The sequence below is a fragment of the Streptomyces sp. NPDC094143 genome, from assembly GCF_040303825.1.
In the GTDB taxonomy this organism is placed as follows: Bacteria; Actinomycetota; Actinomycetes; order Streptomycetales; family Streptomycetaceae; genus Streptomyces.
The window spans coordinates 61,875-76,765 of the sequence record NZ_JBEOTZ010000003.1 but is presented as its reverse complement, the minus strand read 5'-3'; the positions used below and the strand labels follow the sequence as shown (position 1 = coordinate 76,765).

Here is a 14,891-nt window from a genome sequence, read left to right as displayed (position 1 = left end):
TCAACTTAGACCCTCGAACCCCTTCGATGGTTACGTTCACATCACTGTGATCTGCGTCTCCTGCGTATGTCCGTTAGATACGCATGAGCTCGGATATGCCGCTCGGGGCCCGAGCGTAAGGATGATGCGCGAGCCTTGTGAAGAGCTTATGTGAGCCGGGCCCGGGACTCCAGAGGGGCTCATATCGCATTCGCCGCGAACTTGGGGCGAATTGGGGCTACTTCACCGGAATGTCCGCAGTCGGAGACTGTTCGTCACGACGAAGACGGACGAGAAGGCCATCGCGGCCCCCGCGATCATGGGGTTCAGCAGCCCGGCGGCGGCCAGCGGCAGCGCGGCCACGTTGTAGCCGAAGGCCCAGACGAGATTGCCCTTGATCGTGGCCAGGGTCCGGCGGGACAGCCGGATCGCGTCCGCGGCCACCCGCAGGTCGCCGCGGACCAGCGTCAGATCGCCCGCCTCGATCGCCGCGTCCGTGCCGGTGCCCAGGGCCAGGCCCAAGTCGGCGGTGGCCAGCGCGGCGGCGTCGTTGACGCCGTCACCGACCATCGCCACGACCCGGCCCTCGGCCTGCAGCCGCCGCACGGCCGCGACCTTGTCCTCGGGCAGGACCTCCGCGACCACCCGGTCGATCCCCACGCGCTCGGCGACCGCCTCGGCCACCGCCCGGTTGTCCCCGGTCAGCAGCACCGGCGTGAGCCCCAGCGCACGCAGCTCCCGCACCGCCCGGGCGCTGGTCTCCTTGACCGCGTCCGCCACGGCCAGCACGGCCCGTGCCGTCCCGTCCCAGCCGACCGGTACGGCCGTGTACCCGGCCCGCTCGGCCTCCTCCCGTGCGCGGGCCAGCTCCGGCGGCAGGTCGTCGAAGAGCCGCCCCACGGCGACCTCGCGGCCCTCCACCCGCCCGCGTGCCCCCCGCCCGGGGACGTTCTCGAAGTCCGCGACCGTCGGGAGCCGTCCGGCCCGCTCCTCGGCGCCCAGGGCGATCGCCCGGGCAACGGGGTGCTCGGAGGCGTGCTCGACGGCTCCGGCGAGCCGCAGCACCTCCTTCTCGTCGGACCCCTCGGCGAGGTGGACCTCCTGGAGGGTCATCCGGCCGGTGGTGACCGTGCCCGTCTTGTCCAGGACGACCGTGTCGATCCTTCGCGTGGACTCCAGCACCTCCGGGCCCTTGATGAGAATGCCGAGCTGGGCGCCCCGGCCCGTGCCCACCATCAGCGCGGTCGGGGTGGCCAGGCCCAGCGCGCACGGGCAGGCGATGATCAGCACCGCGACGGCCGCCGTGAAGGCGGCGACGCCGTCACCGGTCAGCCCGAGCCACGTCCCGGCCGTGGCGGCCGCGATCAGCAGCACGACCGGCACGAAGATCCCGGAGATCCGGTCGGCGAGCCGCTGCACCTCGGCCTTGCCGTTCTGCGCGTCCTCCACCAGCTTCGCCATCCGCGCGAGCTGCGTGTCGGCGCCGACCCGGGTGGCCTCGACGACGAGCCGGCCGCCCGCGTTGACCGTCGCGCCCGTGACCGTGTCCCCGGCCGCCACGTCCACCGGCACCGACTCGCCGGTCAGCATCGAGGCGTCCACCGCGGAGGCGCCCTCGACGACCGTCCCGTCGGTGGCGATCTTCTCGCCCGGCCGTACGACGAACCGGTCGCCGACGGCCAGCCGCTGCGCCGGGATCAGCACCTCGCGGCCGTCGCGCAGGACGGCCACCTCCTTGGCGCCCAGTTCCATCAGCGCCTTCAGGGCCGCTCCCGCCCGGCGCTTGGAACGGGCCTCCAGATAGCGGCCCAGCAGGATGAAGGCCGTGACGCCGGAGGCGACCTCAAGGTAGATCGAGGAGGCGCCGTCCCCGCGCGAGACGGTGAACTCGAAGGGGTGCCGCATGCCCGGCATGCCCGCGTCGCCGAGGAACAGCGCCCACAGGGACCAGCCGAACGCGGCGAGCGTGCCCAGGGAGACCAGCGTGTCCATGGTGGCGGCGCCGTGCCGGGCGTTCGTCCAGGCCGCGCGGTGGAAGGGCAGTCCGCCCCAGACGACGACCGGGGCGGCGAGGGTGAGCGAGAGCCACTGCCAGTTGTCGAACTGCAGCGCCGGGACCATCGCCGGCAGGATCACCGGGACGGCGAGGGCGGCGGAGACGACGAGACGCTGGCGCAGCGCCGACAGTTCGGGGTCCTCCTCGGCCGCGGGCGCCTCCTCGCGCGGCGGCGCGGGCTCCTCGGCGGTGTACCCGGTCTTCACGACGGTGGCGATCAGATCGGCGACCTCGGTGCCCGCCGGGTAGGTGACCCGGGCCTTCTCCGTCGCGTAGTTCACCGTGGCCGTGACGCCGTCCATGCGGTTGAGCTTCTTCTCGACGCGGGCCGCGCAGGAGGCGCAGGTCATTCCGCCGATGAGCAGCTCGACCTCGGCGAGGGCCGGCTCGCGGTCCGCCGGCGCCTTGGCGGTGGTGCTGGTCATGTCCTCAACTCCAGGAAATACGCGCCCGGGCGCGGACGGGCCGTACGGGCCGCGGGCGGCGGCGTACGGCCCGTACCCGGGTACGGGTGCCAGGACCGGCGACGGCCGGACCTGGCTGCCTGCCGGACGGGGAGGTCTCAGGCCCGGCCGGCCAGTTCGAAGCCGGCCTCGTCGACGGCGGCGCGTACCGCCTCGTCGTCGAGCGGGGCCGCCGAGACGACGGTGACCTCGCCGGTCGAGGCGACGGCCGTCACCGAGCTGACGCCGGAGAGCTGGGAGAGTTCGCCGGAGACGGCGCCCTCGCAGTGGCCGCAGCTCATGCCGTTCACCTTGTAGACGGTGGTGACGGAGCCCGTGGTGTCGGTCTGGGCGGTCATGTCGTTCTCCTCGTCGAGGCGTGTGGGGCCGTGGGGGCCCTGGAGGCCCCCACCTCACCCCACTGTACCCCTAGGGGGTATCGGATTCACGACGTGCCCACCCGGCCGGGCCGGCCCGGCCGGGTGGGAGCATCGGTGGGGCGCCCTGCGCCGGGGAGACGACACGAGGGGAAGGCGGGTGGGTCATGCGGGCCGTGGTGTTCGAGCGGTACGGGGAGGCGGCCGAGGTCCGGGAGGTCGCCGACCCGGAGCCCGCGGAGCACGGGGTGGTCGTGCGGGTCGAGGCCACGGGGCTGTGCCGCAGCGACTGGCACGGCTGGCAGGGGCACGACCCCGACATCACACTGCCGCACGTGCCCGGGCACGAACTGGCCGGTGTCGTCGAGGCGGTGGGCGCCCGGGTGGGCCGGTGGCGGCCCGGCGACCGGGTCACCGTGCCGTTCATCTGCGCCTGCGGCACCTGCCCCTCCTGCGCGGCGGGTGATCACCAGGTGTGCGAGCGCCAGACGCAGCCCGGCTTCACGCACTGGGGCTCCTTCGCCCAGTACGTGGCGCTGGACCACGCCGACGTGAACCTCGTGCCGCTGCCCGGGGAGATGTCCTTCGCCACGGCGGCCTCCCTCGGCTGCCGGTTCGCCACGGCCTACCGGGCGGTGGTGCAGCGGGGCGGGGTCGCCGCGGGGGACTGGGTCGCGGTGCACGGCTGTGGCGGGGTGGGGCTGTCGGCGGTGATGATCGCGGCCGCCTCCGGCGCCCGGGTCGTGGCCGTGGACGTGTCACCCGGGGCCCTCGATCTGGCGCGGACGTTCGGGGCGGCGCACTGTGTCGACGCGACCGCCGTGCCCGACACGGCGGCGGCGGTCCGCGACCTGACCGGCGGCGGCGCGCACGTCTCGCTCGACGCCCTCGGCTCGCCCGCCACCTGCGCCGCCTCCGTGAACGGCCTGCGCCGACGCGGCCGCCACGTCCAGGTCGGGCTGCTGCCCGCGCCGGACGGCACGACACCGGTGCCGATGGCCCGCGCGATCGCCCTGGAGCTCGAACTGCTCGGCAGCCACGGCATGGCCGCGCACGGCTACCCGCCGATGCTGGAACTGGTCCGCGCCGGCGTCCTGCGCCCGGACCTGCTGGTGACGTCCACCATCCGGCTCGACGAGGCCCCGTCCGCCCTGGCTGCCATGGGGACGGCGGCAGGGGCGGGGGTGACGGTCGTCGAGCCGTGGCGGTGAGACGGCCCGCCCCGCCGGGCCCGGCCGGCGGCCCGGGAGACGACCGTGCCCCACCCGGCGGTGGGGCACGAGGTCAGTGGTGTGACGGCTCAGTCGGCTCTGCGGTTGCGGTTGCCGGGCCGGGAGGCGACCCAGGCCCGGACGGTGTCGGCGTACCAGTAGGGCTTGCCGCTCTCGACGTGGTCGGGCGGGGGCAGCAGGCCGTGCTTGCGGTAGGACCGCACGGTGTCGGGCTGGACCCGGATGTGTGCCGCGATCTCCTTGTAGGACCAGAGCCTTCGGTCGGTCATGACGTGTACCTCCTCGCGCGCACCGCGACGGCGGCCGGGGACGGCCGTCCGGGGGAGCCGGGTGCTGCGCCGGCGATCAACAAGCCTGTGTCCGGTCAACGACCCTGTGTGACCCGGGGCAGGGCCTGTGCGCGGGTGTGACGGAAGACCCGCGTGCGTGCGACATGTGTGACAGGAAGGAGGTGTTTGTGACACAGCCGGGGCAAAGGCGTGCGCCGGGGCGTCGGCGGGGCGCCTTGACGCGGAAGCCGGGCGCGGTGTCTCAGCCGTCCAGCAGGTGCCAGGCCGTCAGGGCGAGACCGGCGCGCAGCAGACCGGCCGGCTCGGTGAGTTCGAAGCCCAGGGTCCTGCCGATCAGCTCCAGCCGCCGCGCCACGCTGCTGTGGTGCAGGTGGAGCTGGTCGGCGGCCCGGCGCAGGGAGCCGGTGGCGCAGTAGGCCTCCAGCGTGCGGAGGTCCTCGGGGGTGCCGGCGAGCCGGGCGAGGGCGGACACGTCGGCGTTGGCGCGCACGGTGTCGTCGGGGACCTCGGCGAGCAGCGCCAGCGCCCCCAGGTCGGCGTGCGAGACCACCGGACGGCGCGCGGTGGTGAAGCGGAGAGCGGTGCGGGCCTGCCGCCAGGACACCTCGGGGCTCTCGGCGGTGCCGATGCCCGCGCGCACGCCGTCCGGGAGCGCGGCCCGGTCCACCGAAGCGGCCAGGATGACGCCCACGTCGCCGAGCGGTGCCGCCTTCACCGGCCGGGCCGGGCAGAGCAGGCCGCCGAGCCGGTCGAGCGGCACCTGCGACCGTACGGCGACGACGCGGATCGGCAGCTCGGGGGCGAAGCCCAGCAGCCGCAGCGCACGGGCCCTGGCCGCCTCCTCGGTGCCGCGGCTGACGACGAGTTCGACCAGGGCGGGGTCGGCCATGGTGGTGCGGGCCGGGCCGTAGCGTTCGACGACCGCTGCGGCGGCGATGGCGAGCCGGTCCAGCAGCACCTCGTCGAGCGGGAGGGGCGGGCCGGGCCGCTCCAGCCAGACCGTGCCGATCTCCTCGTCGTCGAGGGTGATCGCCGCCGTGCTGGACCCGGGCCCGGGCGGAGCGGGTGCCTGCCCGCCGTCGGGGGAGAAGCGGATCGACCGCCCCGTGCCGTGCAGCCGGATCCCGGCCACGCACTCGGCCAGGCCCGCCGACGCCCGGGCCAGGGCCGGCAGGTCGACCCGGCGGCGCATCAGGGTGTCGTAGAACATCACGACGCGGATCGCGCCCTCGACCTGCGCGTCCAGCTGCGACAGTCGTACGGCCAGTGCCTCCATGGCGCGAGGATATGCGCCGTTCGGTGCTCAACGGGGCGCTTACGCCCGACGGTTGGCGGATGCTCCGGGATCGGAGGGCGGTGAGGATGGCCGCATGGACCCTGAACTCGAGGCATTCGTACCGCTGTTCCCCCGCGCCGATCTGACCGACCCGGTCACCGAGCGCAAGAGCTTCGCCGAACTGGCCGCCGCGGTGCCGGCTCCGGACACCTCCGGCATGGAGGTCGAGGACCACACCGTTCCCGGCGATCCGGACGTGCCGGTCCGCGTCTACCGCCCGCACCAGGCGCACGGCGCCGTCGTCTGGCTGCACGGCGGCGGATTCGTCATGGGCGGTTTGGACACCGAACACCCCTGGGCCGCCCGGCTGGCCGCAGCCTCCGGCGCGGTGGTGATCTCGGTGGGTTACCGCCTGGCTCCCGAGCACCCGTTCCCGGCCCCGCTCGACGACGCGTACACCGCGCTGACCTGGGCCGCCGAGCACGCGGCCGGGCTCGGCGCCGACCCCGAGCGCATCGCCGTCGGCGGGCACAGCGCCGGGGGCGGCCTGGCGGCGGCGCTGGCGCTGCGGGCGCGGGACCGGCAGGGGCCGCCGATCCGCTTCCAGCTGCTCAACCAGCCCGAACTCGACGACCGGCAGGAGACGTGGTCGCAGCGGAACTTCACCGACACGCCCTGGATGAACCGCGACAAGGTCGCCGCGTCGTGGCGGCACTACCTGGGCGGAGCGCCCGCCACCCCCTACGCGGCCCCGGCCCGGGCCGCCGAGCTGGCCGGTCTGCCGCCCGCCTACGTGGCCACGGCGGAGCTGTGCCCGAACCGCGACGAGGACATCGCCTACGCCCTGCGCCTGCTCCAGGCGGGCGTGCCGGTCGAGCTGCACCAGTGGCCCGGCACCTTCCACGGCTCCCAGGCGATCCTCACCGCCGACGTCTCGCAGCGGCAGATCGCCGAACTCGCCGCGGCCCTGCGCCGCGCCCTGGCCGAGTGAACCGGCCGCACCCCGCACCCCGGACAGCCGGAAAGGACCTCACGACCATGACCCTCGCCCCGTTCGGCCTCTTCACCTCGTTCGTCCGCCTCGGCGACGGCGGTGAGGTGCGCGTCGAGGAACCCGCGTTCGACCCCGAGCAGGACACCTGGCAGCTGATGACCTTCCACGTGGAGACCGACGAGGACGTCCACGGCGACCACTGGGAGATCCACACCGAGGCCGACGAGGTCGTCGCCTGCCTCACCGGCGGGATCCGCCTCTGCCTGCGCCCCGAGCGGCCGGGGGAGAAGGAGGAGGAGACCGCCCTGGCGCCGGGGACCGCCGTCGTCGTGCCGCGCGGTCGCTGGCACCGCATCGCGCTGGACGCGCCCAGCGACATCATGTCCGTCACCCTGCCGCGCGGCAGCCGCCTGGAGAGGCGGACCGGGGTGTAGGGCCGAAGACCACGGAAAAAGGGGACGCGGACCAGGTCGTGCCGAAAGCGCTGTCACGATCTGGTCCGAATGTCCGGACAAAACATTGACAGGGCTTCGGGAAGGGGGCTACAAAGCCGGGGAGAGCCGAACACCGAGGGGACACGATGGCGTACGACCTGATCACCATGGGGCGGATCGGAGTGGATCTGTATCCGCTCCAGACGGGCGTCCCGCTGCCGCAGGTCACGTCCTTCGGCAAGTTCCTCGGCGGTTCGGCGAGCAACGTCGCGGTCGCCGCGGCCCGCCTCGGACGGCACACGGCGGTGATCACACGCACCGGCGACGACCCCTTCGGCACCTATCTGCACGAGGCCCTGAAGGACTTCGGCGTGGACGACCGCTGGGTCACCCCCGTCCCCGGCCTGCCCACCCCCGTCACCTTCTGCGAGATCTTCCCGCCGGACGACTTCCCGCTGTACTTCTACCGGCAGCCCAAGGCCCCCGACCTGGAGATCGACGCCCACGAGCTGGACCTCGACGCGATCCGCGAGGCCCGCGTCTTCTGGGTCACCGGCACCGGCCTGAGCGAGGAGCCCAGCCGGACGGCGACCCTCGCGGCCCTCGCCCACCGCGCCAAGGCCGGCCCGACGGTCTTCGACCTCGACTGGCGCCCGATGTTCTGGACGGCCCCCGAGGCCGCCCGCCCCTTCTACGAGGAGGCCCTGCGCCACGCCACCGTCGCGGTCGGCAACCTCGACGAGGTGGAGGTCGCCACCGGCGTGCGCGAGCCCCACGCCGCCGCCCGCGCCCTGCTCGACGCCGGGGTCGAACTGGCCGTGGTCAAGCAGGGCCCCAAGGGCGTGCTCGCGGTGAACGGCGCCGGGGAGAGCGCCGAGGTGCCGCCGCTGCCGGTGGACGTCCTCAACGGCCTCGGCGCCGGGGACGCCTTCGGCGGCAGCCTCGTCCACGGCCTGCTGGCCGGCTGGGACCTGGACAAGATCATGCGGCACGCCAACGCCGCCGGCGCCATCGTGGCCTCCCGCCTGGAGTGCTCCTCCGCGATGCCCACCCCGGACGAGATCGAGGCGGCCGTCACCGCGGGGGCCGTCAAGTGAGCGTCGACGTCTCCGAACTCGTCCGGCTGCGCAGCCACCGCCCGGAGGCGATCGCCGAGGCCGCCGCCCGCCGCACCCGCCGGCCGCTGCTGAACGACAACGGCCGGCTGATGATCGTCGCCGCCGACCACCCGGCCCGCGGCGCCCTCGGCGTCGGCGGCCGGAGCCTCGCCATGGCCAACCGCGCCGACCTGCTCGAACGCCTCTGCCTGGCGCTGTCCCGCCCGGGCGTGGACGGCGTCCTCGCCACCGCCGACATCCTCGACGACCTGCTGCTGCTCGGCGCGCTCGACGGCAAGGTCGTCCTGGGCTCGATGAACCGGGGCGGCCTGCAGGGCGCCCGCTTCGAACTCGACGACCGCTTCACCGGCCACCGCCCCGAGGACATCGAGCGCCTCGGCTTCGACGCGGGCAAGCTCCTGCTGCGCATCGACTACGACGACCCGGGCTCGCTGACCACGCTGGAGTCCGCCGCCCGGGCCGTCGACGCCATGGCGGAGCGCAGGCTGCCCGTCTTCGTCGAGCCGTTCATCAGCCGCCGCGACGAGAGCGGACGGCTGCGCAACGACCTGTCCGCCGAAGCCGTCACCCGGTCGATCGCCATCGCCTCGGGCCTGGGCGGCAGCTCCGCCTACACCTGGCTGAAGGTGCCGGTCACCGCCAACCCCGACGACATGGCCGAGGTCATGGCGACCTCCACGCTCCCCGCCGTCCTGCTCGGCGGCGAGGTCGGCGACGATCAGGACGGGGCGTACGAGAAGTGGCGCGGCGCCCTGCAACTGCCCACCGTGTGCGGGCTGGTGGTCGGCCGCTCCCTGCTGTACCCGGCGGACGGCGACGTGGCCGCCGCCGTGGACACCGCCGTAGGACTGCTGTGAGGGCCGCTTCATGACCAGTGGGCTGTACGTCCCCAAGGGCACCACCTCCGACGTGAACCACGTCCTGGACATCGACCCCAAGCGGGCCGGCTGGACGCACAGCAGCCTGCGGATCGTGGAGCTCCCGCCGGGCGGCACGCACACCTTCAGCACCGGCGACAGCGAGTGGATCGTCCTGCCGCTGCGGGGCGGCTGCACGGTGCGTGTGGAAGACCAGGAGTTCACCCTCTCGGGCCGGGAGAACGTGTTCGCGTCGGTCACCGACTTCGCGTACGCGCCCCGGGACGCCCGGGTCCAGATCGCCTCCGGCGCGGGAGGCCGCTTTGCTTTGGCAGGAGCGAAGTGCGAGCGACAACTCCCCGCCCGCTACGGCCCCGCGCCGGAGGTCCCCGTCGAGGAACGCGGCAGCGGTACCTGCCTGCGCCGCGTCCGCAACTTCGCCTCGGCGGACGCCTTCGACTGCGACAAGCTCATCGCGGTCGAGGTGATCACACCCGGCGGCAACTGGTCCTCCTACCCGCCGCACAAGCACGACGAGCACCGGCCCGGCGAGGAGTCGGAGCTGGAGGAGATCTACTACTTCGAGATCGACGGCCCGAACGGTTTCGGCTACCAGCGCGTATTCCCCTCGCGTGAGGGCGGATCCGACGTCCTCACGGAGGTCCGCTCCGGCGACGCCGTCCTCGTCCCGGACGGCTGGCACGGCCCGTCGATCGCCCAGCCCGGCCACGACATGTACTACCTGAACGTCATGGCCGGCCCGGGGGAGACGAGGGAGTGGCGGATCTGCTTCCACCCGGACCACACGGAGGGGTACCGATGACCACCCGCCTGACCGTCGCACAAGCACTGGTCCGTTTCCTCGCCGCCCAGTACACCGAGCGCGACGGTGTCCGGCAGCGGCTCATCGGTGCCACCTGGGGCATCTTCGGCCACGGCAACGTGGCCGGCCTCGGCCAGGCACTCCTGGAGCACGCCGGCGCGATGCCGTTCCACCAGGGCCGCAACGAACAGGCCATGGTGCACGCGGCGGTCGGCTACGCCCGTCAGTCCAACCGCCTGTCCACGCACGCGGTGACGACGTCCATCGGCCCGGGCGCCACCAACCTGGTCACCGGAGCGGCCCTGGCGACCGTCAACCACCTGCCGGTGCTGCTCCTGCCCGGCGACACCTTCGCCACCCGCCCCGCCGACCCGGTCCTGCAGCAGCTGGAAGTGCCGTACGCCGGTGACGTGTCGGTCAACGACTGCCTGCGCCCGGTGTCGAGGTACTTCGACCGGATCACCCGTCCCGAGGCGCTGATCCCCTCGGCGCTGAACGCGATGCGCGTGCTCACCGACCCGGTCGAGACCGGCGCCGTCACCCTCGCCCTGCCGCAGGACGTGCAGGCCGAGGCGTACGACTGGCCCGAGGAGTTCTTCGCCGAGCGGGTGTGGACCGTACGGCGTCCGGGCGCCGACCCGGCGGAACTCGCCGAGGCCGTGCGCACGATCCGGGCGGCGAAGCGGCCCCTGGTCGTCGCGGGCGGCGGCGTCCACCACAGCCGCGCCGAGGAGGCCCTCGCCGAGTTCGCCGAGACCACCGGCATCCCGGTCGCCTCCACCCAGGCCGGCAAGGGCTCCCTGCGCCACGACCACCCCCAGGACGTCGGCGGCATCGGCCACACCGGCACGGCCACGGCGGACGAACTGGCCCGCACCGCCGACCTGGTGATCGGCGTCGGCACCCGCTACACCGACTTCACTACCGCCTCCGGCACCCTCTTCGCCAACCCGGACGTGCGGTTCGTGAACCTCAACATCGCCCCCTTCGACGCCCACAAGCTCGCCGGGCAGCCCCTGGTCGCGGACGCCCGCAGCGGACTGCGGGAGCTCACCAACGCCCTGCGCCCGCACGGCCACCGGGTCGCCGGCACCTACGCCGCCGAGTACACCGAGGACAAGGAGCGCTGGGAGCAGCGCGTCGACGCCTGCTACGAGGTCGACGAACCGGACACCCGCCCCACCCAGCCGCAGGTCCTCGGCGCCCTGGACGCCCTCGTCGACGCCTCGGACATCCTGATCAACGCGGCCGGTTCCCTCCCCGGCGACCTGCACAAGCTCTGGCGGACCCGGTCCCGCGACCAGTACCACCTGGAGTACGGCTACTCCTGCATGGGCTACGAGATCCCGGCCGCCATCGGCGTGAAGCTGGCCGCCCCGGACCGGCCCGTGTGGGCGCTGGTCGGCGACGGCACGTACCTGATGATGCCGACGGAGATCGTCACGGCCGTGCAGGAGGGCGTCGCGATCAAGGTCCTGATCATCCAGAACCACGGCTACGCCTCCATCGGCGGCCTGTCCGAGTCGGTCGGCGGCGAGCGCTTCGGCACGGCCTACCGCTACCCGTCCGAGGACGGCTCGTTCACCGGCCCGCCGCTGCCGGTGGACCTCGCCGCCAACGCGGCCAGCCTCGGCATGCGCGTGCTGCGCGCCAAGACCGTGCGGGCCCTGCGGGAGGCCCTCGCCGAGGCCCGGGCCGCCGACACTCCCACATGTGTCTACGTGGAGACCCAAACGGCAGACACAGTGTCGGGCGCGCCCCCGGCGCAGGCCTGGTGGGATGTACCCGTGGCCGAGACCGCGACACGGCCGTCCGCGGTCAAGGCACGTGAGCTGTACGAACGGCACGTCTCCACCCGACGCCGCCATCTGTGAAGGAGTTCCCGGCCATGACGAAGATCGTCAACCACTGGATCGGCGGCAAGACCGTCGAAGGCGCCTCGGGCACGCACGGGCCGGTGACCAACCCGGCGACCGGCGAGGTCACGACGAAGGTCGCGTTCGCCTCGGTCGACGAGGTGGACGCGGCGGTCGCGGCCGCCAAGGAGGCCTTCACCACCTGGGGCCAGTCCTCGCTGGCCCAGCGGACCTCGATCCTGTTCCGGTTCCGGGCGCTGCTGGACGCCCACCGCGACGAGATCGCCGAGCTGATCACCGCCGAGCACGGCAAGGTCCACTCCGACGCCCTCGGCGAGGTCGCCCGCGGCCTGGAGATCGTCGACCTGGCCTGCGGCATCAGCGTCCAGCTCAAGGGCGAGCTGTCCACGCAGGTGGCGAGCCGCGTCGACGTCTCCTCCATCCGCCAGCCGCTCGGCGTCGTCGCGGGCATCACGCCGTTCAACTTCCCGGCGATGGTGCCGATGTGGATGTTCCCGATCGCCATCGCCTGCGGCAACACGTTCGTGCTGAAGCCGTCCGAGAAGGACCCGTCGGCGTCGGTCAAACTCGCCGAGCTGCTGGCGGAGGCCGGTCTCCCGGAGGGCGTCTTCAACGTCGTCCACGGCGACAAGGTGGCCGTGGACCGCCTGCTGGAGCACCCGGACGTCAAGGCCGTCTCGTTCGTCGGCTCGACTCCGATCGCCCGCTACATCCACACCACCGCCTCCGCCAACGGCAAGCGCGTCCAGGCGCTCGGCGGCGCCAAGAACCACATGCTGGTCCTCCCGGACGCCGACCTGGACGCCGCGGCCGACGCCGCCGTCTCGGCCGCCTACGGCTCCGCCGGCGAGCGCTGCATGGCCATCTCCGCGGTCGTCGCGGTCGGTGCCATTGGCGACGAACTGGTGGAGAAGATCCGCGAGCGCGCCGAGAAGATCAAGATCGGCCCCGGCGACGACCCGGCGTCGGAGATGGGCCCGCTCATCACCAAGGCCCACCGCGACAAGGTGGCCTCCTACGTCGAGGGCGCGGCGGCCGAGGGCTGCGAGGTCGTGCTGGACGGCACCGGCTACACCGTCGACGGCCACGAGGACGGCCACTGGATCGGCATCTCCCTGCTCGACCAGGTCCCCACCTCCGCCAAGGCCTACCAGGACGAGATCTTCGGCCCGGTCCTGTGCGTGCTGCGCACGGAGACCTACGAAGAAGCCCTGGACCTGATCAACGCCTCGCCGTTCGGCAACGGCACCGCGATCTTCACCCGGGACGGCGGTGCGGCCCGCCGCTTCCAGCTGGAGGTCGAGGCCGGCATGGTCGGCGTGAACGTCCCGATCCCGGTCCCCGTGGGCTACCACAGCTTCGGCGGCTGGAAGGACTCCCTCTTCGGCGACCACCACGTCTACGGCAACGACGGCACGCACTTCTACACCCGTGGCAAGGTCGTGACCACACGCTGGCCCGACCCGGCCGACGCCCCGGCCGGTGTGGACCTGGGCTTCCCGCGCAACCACTGACACCTGCTCCCGGGGCCGTCCGCATCGCGGACGGCCCCGCCTTTTTTGCGCGCCCGGCCTGCGGTTCCCGCACCCGCCAGGCCCGTGGCGCAGAAGCCCTGATGCAACGCTAACGCGCGAATGAGCGTCCATGTGCTACGGATTTCGTATGTGAACAGCCATTGACGTGATGGTTTCCGTCGATGTTGCATCCCTCACGTGACCGACACCCTCACCCCTGTCGAGGCCGCCGTCGCGCAGGCGTCGGGCGGCCCCAAGAAGCTGAAACGCTCCATCGGAGTCGTCGGCGGCACCCTGCTGACCCTCTCCTGCGTGACCCCGGCCTCCACGCTGTTCGTGGTCGTCCCGGACCTGTTCGGCACCCTCGGCACCGCCACGGCCCTGACGATCGCCATCGGCTCCCTGCTCTGTGTCGCCGTGGCGTTCTGCTACTCGGAGCTGGGCACCCTCGTCCCCAGCGCGGGTGGCGAGTACGCCATGGTCTCCACGCTGGCCGGACGCCTCGCCGGCTGGCTGGTGTTCGTGCTGTCCCTGCTGGTCGTGATGATCGTCCCGCCGGTCATCGCGATGGGCACCGCCGACTACCTCGCCCCGCTGGTCCACCTCGACCCGTCCTGGACGGGCGCCTCGGTGATGCTCCTCGCCACCCTCGCCGGCCTGCTCGACCTGAGGGCCAACGCCTGGATCACCGGCGTCTTCCTGGTCCTGGAGGTCATCGCGGCGGCGGTCGTCGCGGTCCTGGGCTTCACGCACGCCGAGCGCGGCGTCGGCAGCCTGGTCTCGCTGCGGGTCGCGGGCCCGGACGGCGCTCCCGACACGGTGACGGCCCTCCTGGTCGTCTCCGGCCTCGCCATCGCGCTGTTCGTCACGCAGGGTTTCTCCACGGCCGTCTACCTCTCCGAGGAACTGGAGGACCCCCGCCGCTCGGTGGCCCGCACGGTCCTGGCCACCCTCGCCATCTCCGCCGTGATCATCCTGGTCCCGGTCGCGGCCATCACCCTGGGCGCCCCCGACCTCGCCGCCCTGACCGGCGGGGACATCTCCACCATGGTCACCGCCTGGTCCAGCACGGCCGTCGGCACGTTCGTGAGCCTCTGCGTGGCCCTCGCGATCATCAACGCGGGGATCGTCATGGTCGTCCAGAACTCCCGCGTGCTGTTCGCCTCGGCCCGCGACAAGGCCTGGCCCGCCCCGGTCAACACCCTCTTCTCCCGCCTCGGCCGCTTCGGCTCCCCCTGGGTCTCCACCCTCGCGGTCGGCGTCCCCGGCGCGGCCCTGTGCTTCGTGGACCTGGACACCCTGTACGGCGTCACGGGCGTCTCGGTGACGGGCATGTACCTGCTGGTCGCCGTCGCCGCCCTGCTCTCCCGCCGCGGCACCCACCGGCACACCCGGGCCTGGCGCATGCCCCTGTGGCCGGCGGCCCCGCTCCTGCTGATCATGGTCCTGGTCTACGTCCTCGTGCGGCAGGAGCCGGCGTACCTGCTCTGGACGGGCGGCATCACCGCGGCGGCGACCCTGTACTGGGCCCTGTACCTGCGCCCGCGCAGGCAGACGCGCTGGCTCGTCTCGATCCCGGAGGATCAGCAGGCCTAGGGGCGCGGGGAACTGCGCGAACAGC

Annotated in this window: 13 protein-coding genes; 9 read left to right on the top strand and 4 right to left on the bottom strand. The window is 73.1% G+C overall.

What is annotated here, in order from left to right:
* Window positions 1–222: 222 nt before the first annotated feature.
* Both ABTZ58_RS05065 and ABTZ58_RS05060 read right to left on the bottom strand, forming a co-directional pair.
* Complete coding sequence (locus ABTZ58_RS05065) at window positions 223–2,460, bottom strand: heavy metal translocating P-type ATPase (protein WP_351350536.1); 2,238 nt, start codon at window positions 2,458–2,460, stop codon at window positions 223–225.
* A gap of 137 nt (window positions 2,461–2,597) precedes the next feature.
* Entirely contained in the window at window positions 2,598–2,837 is a 240-nt protein-coding gene (locus ABTZ58_RS05060; protein ID WP_351350534.1) for a heavy-metal-associated domain-containing protein, read from the bottom strand.
* A gap of 185 nt (window positions 2,838–3,022) precedes the next feature.
* Here ABTZ58_RS05060 and ABTZ58_RS05055 point away from each other — a divergent pair, with 185 nt between their 5' ends.
* Window positions 3,023–4,066, top strand: coding sequence for a zinc-dependent alcohol dehydrogenase family protein (locus ABTZ58_RS05055; RefSeq protein WP_351350532.1), 1,044 nt, complete (start codon window positions 3,023–3,025; stop codon window positions 4,064–4,066).
* Between the two features lie 89 nt (window positions 4,067–4,155).
* Here the strand turns inward: ABTZ58_RS05055 and ABTZ58_RS05050 are convergent, their stop codons facing one another.
* Both ABTZ58_RS05050 and ABTZ58_RS05045 read right to left on the bottom strand, forming a co-directional pair.
* Window positions 4,156–4,356: a helix-turn-helix transcriptional regulator gene (locus ABTZ58_RS05050; protein WP_094052395.1), complete on the bottom strand. Its 201-nt coding sequence runs from the start codon at window positions 4,354–4,356 to the stop codon at window positions 4,156–4,158.
* Between the two features lie 262 nt (window positions 4,357–4,618).
* Entirely contained in the window at window positions 4,619–5,653 is a 1,035-nt protein-coding gene (locus ABTZ58_RS05045) for a helix-turn-helix domain-containing protein (RefSeq protein ID WP_351350530.1), read from the bottom strand.
* Between the two features lie 94 nt (window positions 5,654–5,747).
* Between ABTZ58_RS05045 and ABTZ58_RS05040 the strand changes: the two genes are divergently transcribed.
* From ABTZ58_RS05040 to ABTZ58_RS05005, 8 genes are all read left to right on the top strand, one after another.
* Window positions 5,748–6,644, top strand: a complete 897-nt coding sequence (locus ABTZ58_RS05040) for an alpha/beta hydrolase (protein ID WP_351350528.1) — start codon at window positions 5,748–5,750, stop codon at window positions 6,642–6,644.
* A gap of 47 nt (window positions 6,645–6,691) precedes the next feature.
* The gene (locus ABTZ58_RS05035; protein ID WP_351350526.1) at window positions 6,692–7,081 is read left to right on the top strand and encodes a cupin; all 390 of its coding nucleotides are present in this window, start codon (window positions 6,692–6,694) and stop codon (window positions 7,079–7,081) included.
* 146 nt (window positions 7,082–7,227) lie between these two features.
* On the top strand, window positions 7,228–8,178 hold the full coding sequence (gene iolC / locus ABTZ58_RS05030; RefSeq protein WP_351350524.1) for a 5-dehydro-2-deoxygluconokinase: 951 nt from the start codon (window positions 7,228–7,230) through the stop codon (window positions 8,176–8,178).
* Window positions 8,175–9,056, top strand: a complete 882-nt coding sequence (locus ABTZ58_RS05025; protein ID WP_351350522.1) for a Cgl0159 family (beta/alpha)8-fold protein — start codon at window positions 8,175–8,177, stop codon at window positions 9,054–9,056. Before iolC ends, ABTZ58_RS05025 begins: the two co-directional genes overlap by 4 nt.
* Window positions 9,057–9,066: 10 nt before the next feature.
* The gene (iolB, locus tag ABTZ58_RS05020; protein ID WP_351350520.1) at window positions 9,067–9,879 is read left to right on the top strand and encodes a 5-deoxy-glucuronate isomerase; all 813 of its coding nucleotides are present in this window, start codon (window positions 9,067–9,069) and stop codon (window positions 9,877–9,879) included.
* Window positions 9,876–11,753, top strand: a complete 1,878-nt coding sequence (gene iolD, locus ABTZ58_RS05015; RefSeq protein WP_351350518.1) for a 3D-(3,5/4)-trihydroxycyclohexane-1,2-dione acylhydrolase (decyclizing) — start codon at window positions 9,876–9,878, stop codon at window positions 11,751–11,753. Before iolB ends, iolD begins: the two co-directional genes overlap by 4 nt.
* Before the next feature lie 14 nt (window positions 11,754–11,767).
* Window positions 11,768–13,270 (top strand): CoA-acylating methylmalonate-semialdehyde dehydrogenase, encoded by a 1,503-nt coding sequence (gene mmsA / locus ABTZ58_RS05010; RefSeq protein WP_351350516.1) that lies wholly within the window; start codon window positions 11,768–11,770, stop codon window positions 13,268–13,270.
* Window positions 13,271–13,468: 198 nt separating this feature from the next.
* Window positions 13,469–14,866, top strand: coding sequence for an APC family permease (locus tag ABTZ58_RS05005; RefSeq protein ID WP_351350514.1), 1,398 nt, complete (start codon window positions 13,469–13,471; stop codon window positions 14,864–14,866).
* Window positions 14,867–14,891: the final 25 nt, after the last annotated feature.

Coding starts and splice junctions, on each gene's coding strand:
- mmsA (WP_351350516.1), top strand. CDS start 11,768: ATGACGAAGATCGTCAACCACTGGATCGGCGGCAAGACCGTCGAAGGC.
- ABTZ58_RS05065 (WP_351350536.1), bottom strand. CDS start 2,460: ATGACCAGCACCACCGCCAAGGCGCCGGCGGACCGCGAGCCGGCCCTC.
- ABTZ58_RS05055 (WP_351350532.1), top strand. CDS start 3,023: ATGCGGGCCGTGGTGTTCGAGCGGTACGGGGAGGCGGCCGAGGTCCGG.
- iolC (WP_351350524.1), top strand. CDS start 7,228: ATGGCGTACGACCTGATCACCATGGGGCGGATCGGAGTGGATCTGTAT.
- ABTZ58_RS05050 (WP_094052395.1), bottom strand. CDS start 4,356: ATGACCGACCGAAGGCTCTGGTCCTACAAGGAGATCGCGGCACACATC.
- iolB (WP_351350520.1), top strand. CDS start 9,067: ATGACCAGTGGGCTGTACGTCCCCAAGGGCACCACCTCCGACGTGAAC.
- iolD (WP_351350518.1), top strand. CDS start 9,876: ATGACCACCCGCCTGACCGTCGCACAAGCACTGGTCCGTTTCCTCGCC.
- ABTZ58_RS05040 (WP_351350528.1), top strand. CDS start 5,748: ATGGACCCTGAACTCGAGGCATTCGTACCGCTGTTCCCCCGCGCCGAT.
- ABTZ58_RS05035 (WP_351350526.1), top strand. CDS start 6,692: ATGACCCTCGCCCCGTTCGGCCTCTTCACCTCGTTCGTCCGCCTCGGC.
- ABTZ58_RS05060 (WP_351350534.1), bottom strand. CDS start 2,837: ATGACCGCCCAGACCGACACCACGGGCTCCGTCACCACCGTCTACAAG.
- ABTZ58_RS05045 (WP_351350530.1), bottom strand. CDS start 5,653: ATGGAGGCACTGGCCGTACGACTGTCGCAGCTGGACGCGCAGGTCGAG.